Genomic DNA, 17,199 nt, shown 5'->3' with positions numbered 1-17,199 from the left:
AAGGGGGCTTACCTACTTTGCGGTAATCCAAACGCACTGAACAAAGCCGGGTCGAGGAAAACGGTGATCGCGGCGATCCCGGCGGTGCCGGCTTCGTGGCCCGCGGTGAGGACGTGGATGGAATGGGCGCGCAGGACGCCGTCGGCACTGCGGCGGTACTCGGCCACGGCGGGTTGTGCGTTCGCGGCCGTCCGGACCATCACGATGTCGCCGGCCTTGGTGAAGGCACGGGCGGCCAGGAACCGCATCACCGTGTCGCGGCCGGTGAACCACATAGGCAGAGGCGGCATTTCGAGCTTGACGCCGGCTTGCAGCAACTCGCTGAGCGCGGCCATGTCGGCGTTTTCGAATGCGGCGCAATAGCGGTCGAGCAATTCACGCAGTTGCGCGTCGTCGGGCTCGACGGCGTCGTCTTCGGTGGGCGAGATCTCCGCGAGGCGGGCCCGCGCCCGCTGCAGGGAGCTATTGACCGCCGCCGGTGTGGTTTCCAGAAGTTCGGCAACCTCAGCGGCGCTGAACTGCACGACATCACGCAAGATCAGGACGGCACGCTGCCTCGCCGGAAGCTCCTGCAGCGCCGTCATCACCGCCAGCCGCACACTTTGCCGTGCCGTGACGGATCCTTCCGGAGTCTCGGACATCAGGGCGTCGGGAAGCGGCTCCAGCCACTGATGGCCGCCGGTGTACCCGTCCAGGCTGACGTCGGGGTCGATCGAGCTGTCGCCCAGCCCGGCCGGCAGCACCCGCCGCGCGCGGTTCTCGAGCGCACGCAGGCACGCGGTCGTCGCGATCCGGTATAGCCAGGTCCGCAACGCCGCCCTTTCCTCGAAGGCCTGATAACCCCGCCAGCCCCGCAGATAGGTTTCCTGGACCAGATCTTCGGCGTCGTGCACCGAACCGAGCATGCGGTAACAGTGCGCGATCAACTCGGCACGAAACGGTGCCGCCCGTTCGATGAATTCCTCCTGAGCCGGCACGGGCTTCTCCTATCTGGGCCTCCGGTCCGGGCTGGGCCGAAACGCTACTCCAGTACAGAGACACCCGGGCGCCGGAATTCATCGTGCCGCGATGAATCCGTGCACCGCGCCGTATCGGAATTAGTGCGGCCGTCGCGCCGCCCGGCGATGCACCGGCACCGTCGCGCAGATCAACGAGGAGATCGTCATCATGGTGAGAATCGCCGACACCACAGTCCTGGTCACCGGGGGCAATCGCGGCATCGGGCGGGCCCTGGTCGAAGAAGCGTTGAGCCGAGGCGCCAAGCGCGTATACGTCGGTACGCGCGCGCCGCTGAGCCACCGGGATCACCGCGTCACGCCCCTCACCCTGGACGTAACCAACGCGGCGCACATCCAGGGAGCCGTCGACGAAGTCGAATCGCTCGATGTCCTCGTCAACAATGCCGGCCTGGCGCTCTACGACGACTTGAGCGAACGTCTCGCGCTCGAACGCCATCTCGACGTCAACCTCTTTGGCACCTACGCGATGATCCAGGCCTTCCTGCCGTTGCTGACTCGTTCCGGCGGAGCCATCGTCAACAATCTGTCGGTGAACGCCATTGCGCCCTTGCCGCTCATTCCCGCGTACTCGATCTCGAAGGCGGCCGCGTTCAACCTCACGCAATCGCTGCGCGTCCTGTTGGCCGGACGGGGCGTCAGTGTTCACGCCGTCCTCACCGGACCCGTCGACACCGAAATGACGCGGGGCCTCGAGATACCGAAAAGCTCCCCAGAATCGGTCGCGCGCGCCATCTTCGACGGCGTTGCGAACGGCGAAGAGGACATCTTCCCCGACGCCATGTCGAAGTCCGTGGCCGACAGCTGGAGTGCCGGCGCGGCGAAGGCGCTCGAGCGCCAGTATGCGGCGCTGCTCGCGGACGTCACCGATTAATCGCGGTGACAGAACGTATCTGAATTATTGAGAACGTCAACACCGAAAGCGAGCACAATCATGACCAACACAATCACCAACCTCGCCGGCACGACGGCGATCGTGACGGGGGCCAGCCGCGGATTCGGCCGCGCCATCGCCACCGCCTTGTCGGCTGCCGGCGCCGACGTCGTCGGCGTCGCACGCAACCGCGCGCTGCTGGACGAGGTCCGCGGCCAGCTGGGCGACACCTTCACCCCGGTGGCCGCCGACGCCGCCGATCCGGCCACGGCCGGCCGGCTCATCGACGAATACGGGCCGCGCACACTGGTGCTGTGTGCCGGGGCGGCTCCGCGGATGGGCCCGTTGCAGGATCAGACCTGGGAGACCTTCAGTGAAAACTGGAACGTGGACGTGGCTCAGGCATTTCATTGGACCCGGCACGCGCTGCGGCGCCCCCTGGCTCCGGGCAGCTCGGTGATCGTGATGTCCAGCGGCGCCGCGCTCAACGGGTCACCGCTGTCCGGCGGCTACGCGGGCGCGAAGTCGACCGTCCGGTTCATCACCAGCTACGCCGCCGCCGAATCGCAACGGGCCGGGCTGGGGATCAGCTTCGTATCCGTACTGCCGCGCTTGACCCCGGCCACCGATCTGGGTGCCAAGGCCGTCGCGGCCTACGCCGAGCGCCAAGGCGTCGACGTCGACACGTTCGTCCAGGCCGCCGGCCCCGCGCTCACCGCGGATCAAGCCGGCCGGTCGGTACTGGAGATCGCCGTCGGCGGCCTACGGGACGGCGATGCCTACCTACTCACCTCCGCGGGCCTGTCATCGCTGGCCTGAACCCACTCAACCGAAAGGCGGACAACCTCATGACCATGAACACACCCCCCATCGTGTCGGCCCAGGATTGGACGGCGGCCCATCAGCAACTGCTGGTCAAGGAGAAGGAGGTGACCCGGGCCCGGGACGCGCTCGCGGCCATGCGCCGGCGGATGCCGTGGACGCCAGTCGACAAGCAGTACGAGTTCGAGGGACCAGGGGGCAAGGTCGACCTGCTCGGCCTGTTCGAAGGCCGGCGTCAGCTGATCGTCTACCGCGCCTTCTACGGGCCCGACATCGAGGGATGGCCCGACCACGGCTGCCGGGGCTGCTCGATGATCGCCGACCACATCGGGCACCTTGCGCACCTCAACGCACGCGACACGACGCTCGCGTTCGCCTCGCGCGCACCCCAACCCGACATCGAGCGCCTCAAGGAGCGGATGGGCTGGAAGATGCCGTGGTACACCATCACCGACAGCTTCGACGCCGACTTCGGCGTGGACGAATGGCACGGCACCAACGCCTTCATTCACGACGGCGAGCGCGTGTTCCGCACCTATTTCATCAACAACCGCGGCGACGAGGCGCTGGGCAACACTTGGAGCTTCCTCGACATGACAGCCCTTGGGCGCCAGGAAAACTGGGAGGATTCGCCGGAGGGCTACCCGCAGACCGCGCCCTACGAGTGGTGGGACTGGCACGACGCCTACGGACAGCACGAGCCGTCGCGATGGTTCGGCGAGCCGGACCCCAACGATCCCAACGATCAACGTCCGCCGCGCGCGTGACTCGGCACCGGGATCTATTCGCAATCGCCGGCCGGAAAACACAAATGCGCGGTAGCCGTCGACCGGCTACTCGCGCATTGTCGGACGCGGGGTCTACAGAATTCGGTGGTTGGCCCTGCCAACCTGGTACCCGGCCGGGAACGACTTCTCGATGACCTGTAGCTGATGGTCCACTCTGGATTCGAGTTCGAGGACGACGCAGCTGTCGCCGACGGCTTTCGATTCGAGAACTATGTACCGCTGACCACAATCGGTGATCGGGTCGCCCGAGTGCAATTTCTCGACCGCCACCGACTCCGGTGTTCCGTCTGCCTCCATCCATGACACGTTAGGTCAATTACGCGGATGAGGGAATAGTTCACCGGCCGGCCATCAATGCGTGTCGGCCCCAGGCTGCTTGAAGAACACGCTGACGCGGACGATCAAACCGTCGTCTCCCTGCTCGAACAGGATGCATTCCGGCCACGTGGTGGCAACGCCGTCGATCTCGAACGTCTCGGTCAGCTCCGCGAACGACAGCCGGGCGTCCACATGCGAGACGCGCTGGACCTCCAGCCGATGGCCCGCAAGGCTGGTGCACACCTTTCGTAGGTAGGCGACGTAGTGTGCCTTCCCGTCGACCCGATCGCAGAAGGGCCCCTCCCGGGTCAAACCTTCGTCGGCAATGGTGTCGGCCAGTCCGTCCCAGTCGTGTGCGGCCAGGCACTCCAGGTACCGCTCGACCGTGCCGGTGCCGATTTCAATCGCGTTGCCCATGTCGTCCACGGTAAGCCCGGCCGCCGCGGCGGGCTAGGTTGTCTGCCATGAGCTGGTGGACCGCCCAGGCCGAGCGGACGATGACGGAAGACGTGCCCGCACCACCCGACCAGGTTCGCGATTTCTACGTCGACCTGGACAACATCAAGCTGGTGCATCCGCTGATCGTGTCCGTGGAAACGCTGTCCCGCACCGAAAGCTCGGACGGCTACCGCCAGAGCTATCGTGTGGTCGACCGAATTCCGCTGGGGCCGTTCACCATTCGAACCACCTACCGGGCCCTCCTGCACGTGCCCGCGACCGGCGACGTGCTGACCGAGGCCAACCAGACCCCCGGCGTCCGCCTGCGCGGAACGGTGAGCTTCGAGCCCGCCGCCAGCGGCACCCGTGTCACCGAGCGAATCCGGATCAGGGCGCCCCGTGTACTGGCCCCGGTGACCGTCCGCGAGGCGGTCAAGGCGCATATCGAGATGCTGGCGGGCATCCGTCGCCACTTCGAATCCGCTTGATCAGCGGGCCTTCCACTCCGAGGTGAGGGCGAATTCCGAGAGGTATCTGGTGGAGCTCCAACCGCCGTCGACGACGATCGTCTGGCCGTTGATGAAGGTACCGCCGGGAGAACACAGGAACGCCACGGTGCTAGCGACGTCCTCGACGGTCCCCAACCGCTGATGCGGAGTCAGCTCGGTGTTGATCCGCCGGAACCGCTCGTCCTGCAGGCGATGCTCGGTCATCGGCGTCTGAATGACCCCGGGAGCCACTGCGTTGCACCGGATTCCCTGTGCTCCGTACTGGCAGGCGATGTGCGTGGTCAGTGCGGTGAGCCCGCCCTTGGCCGCCGAGTACGCGCCGCCACGAAGGCCCCCCACGACGGCGAAGGTCGAGGTGATGTTGATGATCGCCGAACCGGGCCGCATGTGCGGCAGGACTTCGCGAATGAGGCGGAACGGCGCGCGCAGCATCAAATCGAGGAAACGGTCCAATGTTTCGTCGTCGGTCTCGTGCACCGGCTTGGGACTGCCGATTCCGGCGATATTGATCAGGAAGTCGATGTGCCCCCAGCGCGCAACCGCGAGGTCCGCGAGGCGGCGGGGCGCGTCATCCTCGGTGAGGTCGGCGGCGTGGGTGGCCACCCGGTCGGGGTCGTCGGTGATCCTGGCCAAGCCGCGCGCCAACTCGGCGAGCTTGTCCTCGCTCCGGCCTGTCGCCAGCACGGCCATGCCCATCCCGGCGAGTTTCGTTGCGCAACCGACGCCGAGCCCACCGCTCGCGCCGGTCACGATAGCTACCTGCATGTCACTGGTCCGCTTTCATCAGTGCCGCCTTGATCTGGTGCTTCAATATTTTTCCCGCGTCGTTTTTCGGCAGGACATCCCAAATAACCACTTGCTCAGGCGCTTTGAATCGCGCCACGCCCTCCCGTTCGAGAAAGGCACCCAAGCCGGCTACGTCCAGTGCCGGGCCCGGTGTGGAGGCCGGCACCACGACCGCGCACGCCCGCTCGCCGGTGCGGTCGTCGGGAAGGCCGACGACGGCGACCTCGGCGATGCCGGGATGGTTGGTCAAGACGTCCTCGACCTCCTTGGGCGAGATGTTCTCGCCGTTGCGGATGATGATGTCTTTGGCCCGGCCGGTGACGACGAGGTAGTCGTCGTCGACCCAGCGGGCAAGGTCCCCGGTGCGGAAGTACCCCTCCGGGTCGAACGATTCGGCTTCGTCTTCGGGGTGCTGGTAGCCCACCAGCATCTGCGGTCCGCGCACGCAGATCTCACCGGCGGGGAGTTTGACGTCGGCGAATCCGACGCGCCCGTCGGTGTCAGCGGCGTGCCCGCGGTGCCGCGGAGCTCCGACCGTCGTGACCGGCACTTCCGTCGAGCCGTACACCCGGGTGACCGCCGCCGACTCGAAATACGCTGCGGCCCTTCGGATCAGCGAGGGCGATGCGGAAGCGCCCCCGCAGACGAACAGCTTCAAGTCGGGCAGGCGAGTGCCCGCCCGCTGCGCGGCGGCGAGCAGCTGCTCCAGGAACGGTGTCGCACCGGCCATGTGGGTGCACCGCTCGGTTTGCATGAGCCGGACCGCCTCGTCGCCGTTCCAGCGATCCATCAGCACGGCGGCGGTGCCCAGCAGCAGCGGGCATTCGAACGCGTAGATGGAACCGCCGATATGGGCGATGGGAGATGCCACCAGGAAGCCGTCGCCCGGCTCGACGAGCCAGTGGTCGCCGATCTGGCGGATCAGCGCATGAATCGAATTATGGGTGTGCAGAACACCTTTCGGGCGACCGGTGGTCCCGGAGGTGTACAGGATCATGCGCACCGCGTCGGGGTTCGGCGCGGGCAGACCCTTCGCGACGGCCTGCGGGGTGAGCAAGGATCCGAACGGGATTTGGTCGGCACCGGGATCCCCGCGCACCACCACGACGTCCGGCGGCGATTCCATCTGAGACGTCACCCTGTGCAGCATCGCTGGGTAGTCGTGGCGCCCGAAATTCGACGGCGCGAAAAGCATGCGGCTGTCGGCGTCCTCGAGGATGAAACGCAGCTCGCGGTCCCGCATCGACGGCAGGATCGGATTCGCGATCATTCCCGCCAGCGTCGCGGCCAGGTAAACCACCGCCGCCTCATGCCAATTGGGCAGCATGAACGACACGACGCTGCCCGGGGGGATGCGTGCGTGCAACGCCTGCGCCAGCGTCGTCGCCTGCTCACGGAGGCTGCGGCAGTCCACCCGCCGGTCGCCGTCGACCAGTGCCACCCGCTGCGGCGTCCGCTCCGCGGCATCGCGCAGCGCGTCGGCCAGCGTGGCGCGAACCCACCAGCCGCGCGCGTAGGCGTCGGCGGCACGCGCGTCGTCCCATCGAACCCAGCGGTCGCCGATGAGTTTTCGGTCGTGATGCGTGGCGGTGATGCCGGCTAGCCTTTCATGCGCCGCATCGTCATCGAGTGACGGAACCGGGACGCGGGGTGGGTGTTGATGGTGACCTGGGCGACCTGCCCGTCGGAGGTCGTGTAGGTGCGACGCACCTGCAGCGCCGGGGTCCCGGGCTCGACGTCGAGGCCACCGGCCAGTGAAGAAGGGATGAGTACTGCCGCGATTTCCTGATGAACCTCGACGATACTCAGGCCGAAGAGGTCCTCGATCAGCGGGAAGATGGGGCCGTCGTGGCGCTGTAACAGCCTGCCGACCGCGGCGAAGGCGCGGTTGATGTAGTACTCGGCGCGGCACAGCGCAGGCTCTGACAGTTCGGCGCCATCGGTGAGCCGGTAACCGCGAACGGTCAGCCACTGCTCCCCGACGGTCAGGCCGGTTCGCGGCGCCAGCTCGTCGTCGATCGTGACCATGGCGACCGATTCGATCGCGAAATGCGTACCGGTCGCGAAGGCCAGCAGGTCGTTGATCGACATGACGTGTTGAACGTAGGAATCCGACGACGGTCGCGGCACCACGAGGGTTCCGGTTCGCGGCCGCGACGACACCAGGTTGTCCTCGCGCAGTCGCCGCAGCGCCTCGCGAATGGTGTAGCGGCTGACCGCAAACCGCTCGCACAGCTCATGCTCGGTGGGCAATTGCGACCCGACCGGATACACACCGTCCACGATTTCCTTGCGCAGGGTTCGCGCGACCTGAAGGTAGCGGTGATCGACGACTTTGGCGTCCGGCACCTCAGCCTCCCGCGTGTCGCAGCGCCAGCACGCTGCCCTCGGCGTCCGCCGAAACATACAACGTTCCGTCGGGCCCCGCGGCGATGCCGGCGAAGGGACCCTGCGGCCCGGAGAAGGGCGGCAACCCAAGCAACGGCTTGGGGATCACACCCGGCGGCGCCCCTACCGGCAACCCCGACGCGACGGTGCGCCGCGTCCCGGCTGCCGGATCGAACTCGATCAGCTCCTTGGCGCCGGCGTCGACGACGTAGACCTGCCCGTCGCGCACGAGGATGCCCTGCGGCCGACGCAAGCCGTCCACCAGGGTCCCGGTGCCGTCCAGCTTGACGACCCGCCCGGCTCCCGCTTCAGTGACCAGGCATGTCCCGTCGGGGGCGATGGCCACGCCCACCGGATCGCTCAGCCCGGAGGCGAGCACCTCGACGCGGCCGGCCCGGATGGACAACACGCGCCCGGCACCGAGCTCGGCGGCCACGACGGCGCCGTCGGGAGCGACCGCCACACCGTAGAGCTGGTCGAAACCCTCTGCCAGCACATCACTTTCGTTGCTGGCCGGTCGATACCGCGACACCTGGCCGTTGGAGGTGGTGACGACGAACTCGCCGGCTCCCGCCGCGGCGACGCCGCGCACGAAGCCGGGGTATCCGGGGCTGAACAGCATGCCGGCCGTCCGCAGCGAGCGGGACCTGATGGGCGACGACCCGCTTCGCCCGGCTTCGCCGCCCTCGCGATCGTCACCGGGCCTGATGGGCGACGACCCGCTTCGCCCGGCTTCGCCGCCCTCGCGATCGTCACCGTCGGCACCCATGACGTAGAAATACGTTCCGTCGGCGACGTAGAGATTGCCTTCCGCGCCGACCGCCAGATCCAGCGGCCAGTTCAAACCTCCCGGCAGCACCGCGCGGGACTCTCCGTCGCTGAGGATTTCGGTGATCTCCCCGGTGAAGTTGGACACGAACAACCGCTCGCCCACGAAGGTGAGGTTGTCCAGCCCGGGGTTCAGCGCCGCGAGCACCGTGCGCTCGCCGCTGCGGGGATCGATGCGCAGCACCTCTCCGGTCTGGACCTGGGTCGACACGATGCGTCCGCGGGAATCGAACTTCACCGCGTCGGGGACGCCGAGGTCACCCGCAACGCGTTCGGGGACACCGCCTTCGGGGTCGATGCGCCAGATCTCGTTGGCCCCCATCAACGGGAAATACAACAAGCCGTCGGGCCCGACCTCCATCGCGTTGGGCATCGGCGCGTTCTCCAGGAGCACCCGCGGCGGGCCGCCGGTGAGGTCGAGTTCGAGCAGCCGCCCGCCCTCGCGGCACTCACCGATGAACAGCCGGCCGCGGTGAAACGTGATGCCGTTGGCCGACGGGACGTCGTCGCGCAGCACCCGGGTGCGCCCGGCGGCGTCGCGCACGCTCACCCGGCCGTCCATCACTTCGGTGGCGTAGAGGTTGCCGTTCGGGTCGAAGGCCACGTCGTCGGGCGCGACGATCTCGCCACCCTTGGCGCTGACCGTGTCCAGCCGACCGGTCGCCGGGTCGAGCGCACTGATCTGGCTGCCGGTCACCTGTGCGATGTAGACACGGCCGTCCGGCCCGGTGCGCAGGCCGTTGGCGCCGAACAGCCGGCTGGGCGGCGTGAGTCGCTCCAGGCTCCAGCCTTCGGCGAGGCTGGGCTGACGCGCGGCCGAGTAGCGGCTCGCGTCCTGCGACAATCCGGTTCCCGCTATCACCGCTCGCACCCTAACAATCGGCCAATAGTCCAGACAATAGTCGACACGAACTCATATTCCAGCCTTGACGTGCTGGCCGTCGTAGGAGAATCATGCTCTCTAATGAGTGCACGTCATTATCTTGTCCAGACAATTACTTGATCTGCATGGGACATGATCTGTTAGGCCTGGAGGGGCGCATCGTCGTGGTCGCCGGCGCAGCGGGCGGCGGCATCGGTACCACCGTCACGCGCATGGTCGCTCAGGCGGGGGCGACCGTCGTCGCGGTGAGCCGCGATCAGGACAACCTCGACCGGCACGTCGGCCCCCTACAAGCCGAGGGGCTCCCCGTGGTGCCGGTCGCCGCCGACGCCTCCACCGACGACGGCGTGAGTGCCACGCTGGCGGCCGTGCGGCGCACTGACGGCGAATTCCACGGGCTGGTCAACGTCGCGGGTGGCGCCGATCCGTCGACGTGGATGCCGTCGACCCGGGTGACGCGCGCCGACTGGCGTGAGTTGTTCGCCCGCAACCTCGAGACGATGTTCTTCATGAGCCAGGCCGTGGCGGTGGAACTGAAGCGGCGCAAGAGCCCGGGCTCGATCGTGTCGATCTCGTCGATCAGCGGGATGAACACGGCGCCCTTCCATATCGCCTACGGCACAGCCAAAGCCGCGATCGTCGCGGTCACCCGAACCATGGCGCTGGAACTGGCGGCCGGCGAGAACGGCGCCGCGATCCGGGTCAACGCTGTTGCGCCCGGGGTCACCGAGACGCCGGCGTCGACCACGTATGTGGACGCCGACCCCGAACGCGACCGTCGCGCCATTGCGATGGGACGCCGCGGCCGCCCGGAAGAGGTGGCCGGCGCGGTCCTTTTCCTGCTGTCGGACCTGTCCAGCTACATCACCGGGCAGACGCTGCTGGTCGACGGCGGCCTGAATCTCAAATGGGGTCACCTGGCCGCCGACAACACCTCGGTGTTCCTCAAGGACGAAAACTTCCGCGCGGCGATCACACGCTGGGACTAGGGAGAAAGGAAGAAACGCGATGACCGACAGCGGCACCAATGGCGCGGCAGCGGCCGACGAGCTGACCGGACCGGTCACGATCCCGGTGGAAGCGTATGTCTCCGAGGAATACGTGCGTGCCGAGCGCGACAAGTTGTGGCGAAAAGTGTGGCAGCAAGTCGGGCGGGTCGAGGATCTGCCCAAGGTGGGAAGCTACCTGACCTACGACATCCTCGACGACTCCATCGTCGTCGTGCGTACCGGCCCCGACACCCTGGCGGCGCACCACAACGTGTGCATGCACCGTGGCCGCCGCCTTGTGGACGTCCCGCCGGGGGCGAAAAGCGCTTGCGGCCAAAAGAAGTCGTTCGTGTGCGGATTTCACGGCTGGACCTACGACCGGGACGGCACCTGCATCCACATCCCCGAACAGCAGGACTGGCAGGGGGCGCTGACGCCCGAGAACACGCACCTGGCGAAGGTCAACGTCGATACCTGGGGTGGCTGGATCTGGATCAACATGGATCCCGGGTGCGAGCCGCTGCGCGGTTATCTCGAGCCGGCCGCCACCATGCTGGACCCGTTCGGATTGCAGGACATGCGCTGCAAATGGCGCAAGTGGCTGCATTTCGAGTGCAACTGGAAGGTCGCGATGGAGGCCTTCAACGAGACCTACCACGTCGCGACCACGCATCCACAGTTCAACAAATTCGGCAACTTTCGCGGCTGGGCCATGGCGCAGGGAAAGCACAGCAACATCGGCTACGACGCGCCCGCGGAGTTGGAAGAGACCAAATCGAAGATCCGGCTCGGCACCGGTGCCGATCCGCGCGTCTCGACCGCCGAGATGCAGATCTACACATTGGAGGAAACCAACGCGACGACCACCAGAACATTGGTTGAGGCGGCCCGCCGGCTGGTCGACGAGCTTCCGGAGGACGCGCCGGCCGGCGCGGTGCTCGAGCACTGGCTGTCCTCGGCACGACGCGACGATGCCGCGCGCGGCGTGGTCTGGCCGACCATCGACCCCGAGCACCTGGCCCGCAGCGGCACCGCGTGGCAGATCTTTCCGAACTTCCAAATCGGGCAGGGCCTGACCACCGCGCTGTGTTACAGCGCCCGCCCACACGGCTATGACCCGGACCACTGCATCTTCGAAGCCTCGTGTTACGAGCTTTATCCGAAAGGCGAAGAGCCGCAGACGGAATGGGTATACGCGCCACCCGATGACCCGAACTGGCGCAGCGTCCTGCCGCAGGACTTCTCCAACATGGCCGCCGTTCAGCAAGGCATGAAATCGCTCGGCTTCCGGGGCCCCAAGCCCAACCCCTACATGGAGCGCAGCACCGCGAACCTGCATCGCAACCTCGCCGAGTACATGGGCAGCGGTGCGCCGCGCGAACTCGCCCCCCAAACAGAAAGAGAGATGGATCGGTGAAAGTCAACCTTGGGTTCGGATCGCACAACTCCCACGACTGGGACCGCGTGCTGGCGGGGAATTTCGGTGACCCTCCCGCGACCCCCGACTGGGAGTGCGTGCAGGCCACGCTCGCGATTGCCGACCTCGCCGAACCGCTCGGCTTCGACGGCATCTGGATGCCGGAGCACTGCGGGACCCCGTATGGCATGACGCCCAACCCGATTCAGGCCCTGAGCTATTTCGCCGGGCGCACCGAACGCGTCAGCCTCGGCACCTTCGTCGTCGTTGCGCCGTGGTGGCACCCGGTGCGGCTGGCGCACCAAATCGCGTACCTCGACATCCTCTCCAACGGCCGGTACACGACGATCGGGATCGGTCGCGGGGTCTCCAAGGGAGAGTTCGACGCCGTCGGCGTGCCCCGGGAGGAAAGCCGGCAACGGTTCAACGAGACGCTCGACATCCTGCAGCTCGCCCTGTCCGGGGAGCGGTTCTCCTACGACGGGGAGATCTTCACCGTGCCGGAAATGTCGCTTCGGCCCGAACCCCAAAGCGGCGACCTCTTTTCGCGCATCTACAGCTCGTCGTCCACCGCGGAGTCGCTGGAGATCCTGGCGCGACGCGGAATGGTGCCACTGTTCGTGGGCAACAAGCCGATCGAGGACGCCGGACGAGAAGTGCAAAAGGTCAACACGTTCCGCAAGGAAGAGGGTTTGGGACCGTGTCAGCCGAAAAATGTGATGTTCATGTACTGCACGACCGACGACCCCGGCAAATCCGAAGAATGGATCTGGACGGCCAACCGCGACGTCACCGTGCACTACGGGTTCGCCGACGCGTCGAACTTCAAGGGCGTCAAGGGTTATGAAGCCTATGCGGCCCGGGAAGCCAGCGCCACCGCGGTCCTCGCCTCGTCGGTTACGGGTGACGCCAAAGGCCCATCCAAGACGCCGGGCTACCACGCCTCCAATCTGCTGATCGGCACGCCAGAAGAGATCTTCAACCGGATCCAGGCCGCTCAGCGGGCCTGCTCGTTCTGCGAGCTGACGATCGTTCCGCAGTTCGGGACCATGCCCTACGCCGAGGCGATGGCGAGCACGGAGCTGTTCGCCAAAGAGGTGCTGCCGGCCGTCCAGAAGATGGAGGCCCCGCTGCATCCCGCCGCGCTCCCGGAGAACGCGCTGGCATGACGAATCCCGATTGCCCACCGACGCCGACGCCGGACGACATCGACGTCCCCGCGTTGCGCGAAAAGTACCGCCGGGAGCGCGAAAAGCGGCTGCGCCCGGAGGGTTCCAAGCAGTACATCGAACTCGTCGACGACTTCGCGGGGTTTTACGAAACCGACCCGCACTCGCCGCCGCTGGTCCGCGACGCGATCTCGGAGGACATCGACGTCGCCGTGCTCGGCGGCGGGTTCGGGGGGCTGTTGTGTGCCGCGTATCTGAAGAAGGCCGGTGTCGATGACGTTCGGATCATCGAGTTGGCTGGCGACTTCGGTGGCGTCTGGTACTGGAACCGGTTTCCCGGACTGCAGTGCGACAACGAATCGTACTGCTACATACCGCTACTGGAAGAGCTCAACTACATACCGAGCAAGAAGTTCGCCGACGGCACCGAGATCTACGAGCACTGTCGGCGCATCGGAAAGCATTTCGGCCTATACGATTCCGCGATCATCTCCACCCAGGTCCGGGCCCTGCACTGGGACGAGGAGATCAAGCGCTGGCGGGTCAGCACCAATCGCGACGACGACATCCGGGCACGGTTCGTCGTCATGGCGTCGGGCCCGTTTCACCGGCCCAAGCTGCCCGGCATCCCGGGCATCAACGACTTCAAGGGGCACAGCTTTCACTCGTCACGCTGGGACTACGAATACACCGGCGGGGATAGCAACGGTGGGCTGCACAAGCTGGCGGACAAACGCGTCGCGGTGGTGGGTACCGGGGCGACCGCCGTCCAAATCGTCCCGTTCCTGGGCCGGGATGCGAAGCATCTCTACGTGTTTCAGCGCACGCCGTCGTCGGTGGGCGCGCGCAACAACACCCCGACCGACCCCGAGTGGGTGAAATCGCTGCGGCCGGGCTGGCAGAAGGAGCGGCAGCGCAACTTCCACGCCTGGACGTTCGAGGGAATGGCGCTGGGTCAACCCGACTACGTCTGCGACTTCTGGACCGAGCTCGGCCGCAACACCGCCGCACGTGTTCTCACCCTCGAAGACCCGGCGTCGATGACCCCCGAGCAGTTCATGGTCATCCGCGAAGAAGAAGACTACAAAGTCATGGAGCGACTGCGGCGCAGGGTCGAGAGCATCGTCGACGACCCCGGCACCGCCGAGGCGCTCAAGCCCTACTACCGGTTCCTGTGCAAGCGGCCATGCACCAACGACGACTACCTTCCGACCTTCAACCGTCCCAACGTGACGCTGGTCGACGTGTCGTCGACGAAAGGTGTGGAGCGGGCGACCGAAAAGGGTTTGATCGCCAACGGCGTCGAGTACGAAGTCGACTGCATCATCTACGCCAGCGGGTTCGAGATCACGACGGAGATCAGCCGCCGCTACTCCATCGACACCATCGCCGGCCGAGATGGGTTATCGCTTTTCGACCACTGGCGCAACGGCTACAAGACATTTCACGGGATGACCAGCCGCGAGTTTCCCAACCAGTTCTTCACCGGGTTCACCCAGGTCGGTATCTCGGCGAACATCGCCGCCAACTACGAACTGCAGGGCGAGCACATTGCCTACATCATCTCCGAAGCGCTGGCCCGCGGCGCGGCTACGGTCGAACCGACTCAGCAGGCGCAGGATGACTGGTGCAAGACCATCCGGGACACCGCGATCGACCACAGCCAGTTCGACCTGGAGTGCACACCGGGCTACTACAACAACGAAGGCGGTGGCATGGGAACCGCGAAGGGAGAAGGGATCCGGTCTCATCTGGGCGAGCCTTACGGGCCAGGCTTTTACGCCTTCGGCGACCTGTTGGCCGAGTGGCGCGCCAACGGTGACCTGGATGGCCTCGTGCTGGGATCGTGATGGCTGAACTCAGGTTCGACAATCGGGTGGCCGTCGTGACGGGCGCCGGCAGGGGTCTTGGGCGCGAGTACGCGCTGCTGCTGGCTTCCAGGGGAGCCAGGGTCGTCGTCAACGACACGGGCGGCGCCCTGACCGGATCCGGCACCGACGAGGGGCCGGCCCGGCAGGTGGTCGCCGAGATCACGGCGGCGGGCGGCGACGCGGTGGCATCCGTCGACTCGGTGGCGACCCCCGAGGGCGGCCAGGCCATCATCCAAGCCGCACTTGAGAACTACGGACGGATCGACATCCTCGTCCACAACGCCGGCAACGTGCGGCGCGCATCGCTGAAGGAGATGAGCTACCAGGACTTCGATGCCGTCATCGACGTCCACCTGCGCGGCGCCTTCCACCTGGTGCGGCCCGCGTTCCCCGTGATGTGCGCCGCACACTACGGCCGTGTCGTCTTGACCTCGTCGATCGGAGGGCTGTACGGCAACCACGCGGTCGCGAACTATGCCGCCGCCAAGGCGGGCCTGATCGGGCTGTCCAATGTCGTCGCGCTCGAAGGCGCCGCCGACGGCGTGCTCTGCAATGTCATCGTCCCGTCGGCGGTCACCAGAATGGCTGAGGGCCTGGACATTTCGGCATATCCCCCGATGGGCGCGCAGCTGGTGGCGCCGGTGGTTGGCCTGCTGGCGCACGAAACCTGCCCGGTCACCGGTGAGATGCTGATCGCCATCGCGGGCCGGGTGGCCAAAGCGGTCGTCGCGGAGACCCCCGGCGTGCACCGTCCATCGTGGTCGATCGAGGACGTGGCCGAGCAGATCGACGCCATCCGTTATCTCGCTGCGCCGCTGGTCTTTCCCGTCGTACCCGATGGTCATACCGACCACATCCGCTACAGCTTCGACACCGCCGCGCGGGCGACCCGGGAAGGCGCCAGCCATGGCTAACAACGGGGCCGGACCGCTGGCCGGTGTGCGCGTCGTCGACCTCACGGCGATGGTGATGGGTCCCTACTGCACCCAGATCATGGCCGATATGGGCGCCGACGTGATCAAGGTCGAACCGCCGCAAGGAGACGACACCCGCTACATCTCCGTCGGCCCGGTCCGGGGCATGGGTGGCGTCTTCGTCAACGTCAACCGCGGCAAGCGCGGCGTCACCCTCGACCTGCAGTCCGAATCCGGCAAGACCGCCCTGCGAGCACTCATCGAACAGGCCGACGTGTTCATCCACTCGATGCGGTCCAAGGCGGTCACCCGGCTCGGATTCAGCTACGACGAAGTGGCGGCGATCAATCCCACCATCGTCTACACCAACTGCTACGGGTATGGCCGCCGCGGGCCGAAGGGGGACCTGCCCGCCTACGACGACACCATCCAGGCCGCGTGCGGGCTGCCCTACGTGCAGGAACAGCTGACCGGCGAACCCAATTACGTGGGAACCATATTGGCCGACAAAGTCGCCGGGCTCACCGCGCTCTACGCCACCATGATGGCGTTGTTCCACCGCGAGCGCAGCGGCGAAGGGCAAGAGGTCGAGGTCGGGATGTTCGAGACGATGGCCTCGTTCATGCTCGTCGAACACGCCAACGGCGCCATGTTCGATCCGCCGCTGGGCCCGGCGGTCTATCCCCGCACGGTCGCGCCCAACCGGCGGCCGTACCGCACCAGCGACGGCTACATCGCCGCGCTGATCTACAACGACAAGCACTGGGCCGCGTTCATGGAAGCCGTGCGGCCCCCGTGGGCCAGCGATCTGTATGGCACGCTCGAGCGGCGCGCGCGCCAGATCGACACCGTGTACGCGCTGCTGGCCGAAACGATGGTGCAGCGAACCACCCAGGAATGGCTCGACCTCTTTCGCGAACTTCAGATACCCGCCGCGGCGCTGTCCAGCCCCGCGACCTTGTTCGACGACGACCACCTCAACGCCGTCGGCTTTTTCGAGACGCTGGACACGGTCCACGGCCCGGTGCGATTCCCCGGCGTGCCGACCTGGTTTTCCCGGACGCCGGGCCGCGTCGCGGGGCCCGCTCCGGAGTTGGGCGCGGACACCGCGGAGGTGCTCGAAGAACTCGGACTGGCACCCGCGGACGCGAATCCGGGCGCGCAGGCCTAGCCCGGAAATGGGGGCCGC

General features: G+C 66.7%; 17 protein-coding genes. 10 read left to right on the top strand and 7 right to left on the bottom strand.

Annotated elements, in window-relative coordinates:
- Positions 1–8: 8 nt before the first annotated feature.
- Positions 9–977 carry a sigma-70 family RNA polymerase sigma factor gene (locus tag ACQI5H_RS07485; protein ID WP_427078756.1) on the bottom strand — a complete coding sequence of 323 codons (969 nt, stop codon included), beginning with the start codon at positions 975–977 and terminating at the stop codon, positions 9–11.
- A gap of 190 nt (positions 978–1,167) precedes the next feature.
- On the opposite strand from ACQI5H_RS07485, the gene ACQI5H_RS07480 reads away from it, so the two are divergent.
- Genes ACQI5H_RS07480 through ACQI5H_RS07470 form a run of 3 tightly spaced genes read left to right on the top strand, consistent with a single transcriptional unit; the run spans position 1,168 to position 3,479 of the window.
- Positions 1,168–1,890 carry an SDR family NAD(P)-dependent oxidoreductase gene (locus ACQI5H_RS07480; protein WP_427078755.1) on the top strand — a complete coding sequence of 241 codons (723 nt, stop codon included), beginning with the start codon at positions 1,168–1,170 and terminating at the stop codon, positions 1,888–1,890.
- Positions 1,891–1,950: 60 nt separating this feature from the next.
- A complete protein-coding gene (locus ACQI5H_RS07475; RefSeq protein WP_427078754.1) occupies positions 1,951–2,709 on the top strand; it encodes an SDR family oxidoreductase in 759 nt (252 codons plus the stop codon).
- A 35-nt stretch (positions 2,710–2,744) separates the two neighbouring features.
- Positions 2,745–3,479 (top strand): DUF899 domain-containing protein, encoded by a 735-nt coding sequence (locus ACQI5H_RS07470; RefSeq protein WP_427078753.1) that lies wholly within the window; start codon positions 2,745–2,747, stop codon positions 3,477–3,479.
- A 93-nt stretch (positions 3,480–3,572) separates the two neighbouring features.
- On the opposite strand, the gene ACQI5H_RS07465 is transcribed toward ACQI5H_RS07470, so the two are convergent.
- Positions 3,573–3,797, bottom strand: a complete 225-nt coding sequence (locus ACQI5H_RS07465; protein WP_076061380.1) for a hypothetical protein — start codon at positions 3,795–3,797, stop codon at positions 3,573–3,575.
- A 54-nt stretch (positions 3,798–3,851) separates the two neighbouring features.
- Positions 3,852–4,235, bottom strand: a complete 384-nt coding sequence (locus tag ACQI5H_RS07460; protein ID WP_427078752.1) for a nuclear transport factor 2 family protein — start codon at positions 4,233–4,235, stop codon at positions 3,852–3,854.
- A gap of 47 nt (positions 4,236–4,282) precedes the next feature.
- Between ACQI5H_RS07460 and ACQI5H_RS07455 the strand changes: the two genes are divergently transcribed.
- Positions 4,283–4,744, top strand: a complete 462-nt coding sequence (locus ACQI5H_RS07455; RefSeq protein WP_427078751.1) for an SRPBCC family protein — start codon at positions 4,283–4,285, stop codon at positions 4,742–4,744.
- Here ACQI5H_RS07455 and ACQI5H_RS07450 read toward each other — a convergent pair whose 3' ends face one another.
- From ACQI5H_RS07450 to ACQI5H_RS07435, 4 genes are read right to left on the bottom strand one after another with little or no spacing between them, the layout of a single operon-like run.
- On the bottom strand, positions 4,745–5,530 hold the full coding sequence (locus ACQI5H_RS07450) for an SDR family NAD(P)-dependent oxidoreductase (protein WP_427078750.1): 786 nt from the start codon (positions 5,528–5,530) through the stop codon (positions 4,745–4,747).
- 1 nt (position 5,531) lies between these two features.
- Positions 5,532–7,115, bottom strand: a complete 1,584-nt coding sequence (locus tag ACQI5H_RS07445; protein ID WP_427078868.1) for an AMP-binding protein — start codon at positions 7,113–7,115, stop codon at positions 5,532–5,534.
- A 35-nt stretch (positions 7,116–7,150) separates the two neighbouring features.
- The gene (locus ACQI5H_RS07440; protein WP_427078749.1) at positions 7,151–7,900 is read right to left on the bottom strand and encodes a GntR family transcriptional regulator; all 750 of its coding nucleotides are present in this window, start codon (positions 7,898–7,900) and stop codon (positions 7,151–7,153) included.
- 1 nt (position 7,901) lies between these two features.
- Positions 7,902–9,611 (bottom strand): SMP-30/gluconolactonase/LRE family protein, encoded by a 1,710-nt coding sequence (locus ACQI5H_RS07435; RefSeq protein WP_427078867.1) that lies wholly within the window; start codon positions 9,609–9,611, stop codon positions 7,902–7,904.
- A 164-nt stretch (positions 9,612–9,775) separates the two neighbouring features.
- On the opposite strand from ACQI5H_RS07435, the gene ACQI5H_RS07430 reads away from it, so the two are divergent.
- From ACQI5H_RS07430 to ACQI5H_RS07405, 6 genes are read left to right on the top strand one after another with little or no spacing between them, the layout of a single operon-like run.
- Complete coding sequence (locus tag ACQI5H_RS07430) at positions 9,776–10,639, top strand: SDR family NAD(P)-dependent oxidoreductase (protein ID WP_427078748.1); 864 nt, start codon at positions 9,776–9,778, stop codon at positions 10,637–10,639.
- A gap of 19 nt (positions 10,640–10,658) precedes the next feature.
- Entirely contained in the window at positions 10,659–12,056 is a 1,398-nt protein-coding gene (locus ACQI5H_RS07425) for an aromatic ring-hydroxylating oxygenase subunit alpha (protein ID WP_427078747.1), read from the top strand.
- On the top strand, positions 12,053–13,225 hold the full coding sequence (locus tag ACQI5H_RS07420; RefSeq protein ID WP_427078746.1) for an LLM class flavin-dependent oxidoreductase: 1,173 nt from the start codon (positions 12,053–12,055) through the stop codon (positions 13,223–13,225). Before ACQI5H_RS07425 ends, ACQI5H_RS07420 begins: the two co-directional genes overlap by 4 nt.
- A complete protein-coding gene (locus ACQI5H_RS07415) occupies positions 13,222–15,075 on the top strand; it encodes a flavin-containing monooxygenase (protein ID WP_427078745.1) in 1,854 nt (617 codons plus the stop codon). Before ACQI5H_RS07420 ends, ACQI5H_RS07415 begins: the two co-directional genes overlap by 4 nt.
- Positions 15,075–16,010 (top strand): SDR family NAD(P)-dependent oxidoreductase, encoded by a 936-nt coding sequence (locus ACQI5H_RS07410; RefSeq protein ID WP_427078744.1) that lies wholly within the window; start codon positions 15,075–15,077, stop codon positions 16,008–16,010. Before ACQI5H_RS07415 ends, ACQI5H_RS07410 begins: the two co-directional genes overlap by 1 nt.
- On the top strand, positions 16,003–17,181 hold the full coding sequence (locus ACQI5H_RS07405; protein WP_427078743.1) for a CaiB/BaiF CoA transferase family protein: 1,179 nt from the start codon (positions 16,003–16,005) through the stop codon (positions 17,179–17,181). Before ACQI5H_RS07410 ends, ACQI5H_RS07405 begins: the two co-directional genes overlap by 8 nt.
- Positions 17,182–17,199: the final 18 nt, after the last annotated feature.

It is taken from the genome of Mycobacterium heidelbergense (genome assembly GCF_050205645.1).
Taxonomy (GTDB): domain Bacteria; phylum Actinomycetota; class Actinomycetes; order Mycobacteriales; family Mycobacteriaceae; genus Mycobacterium; species Mycobacterium heidelbergense_A.
Note: the sequence above shows the minus strand (reverse complement) of the source record. Positions and strands in the feature narration are given on the sequence as shown.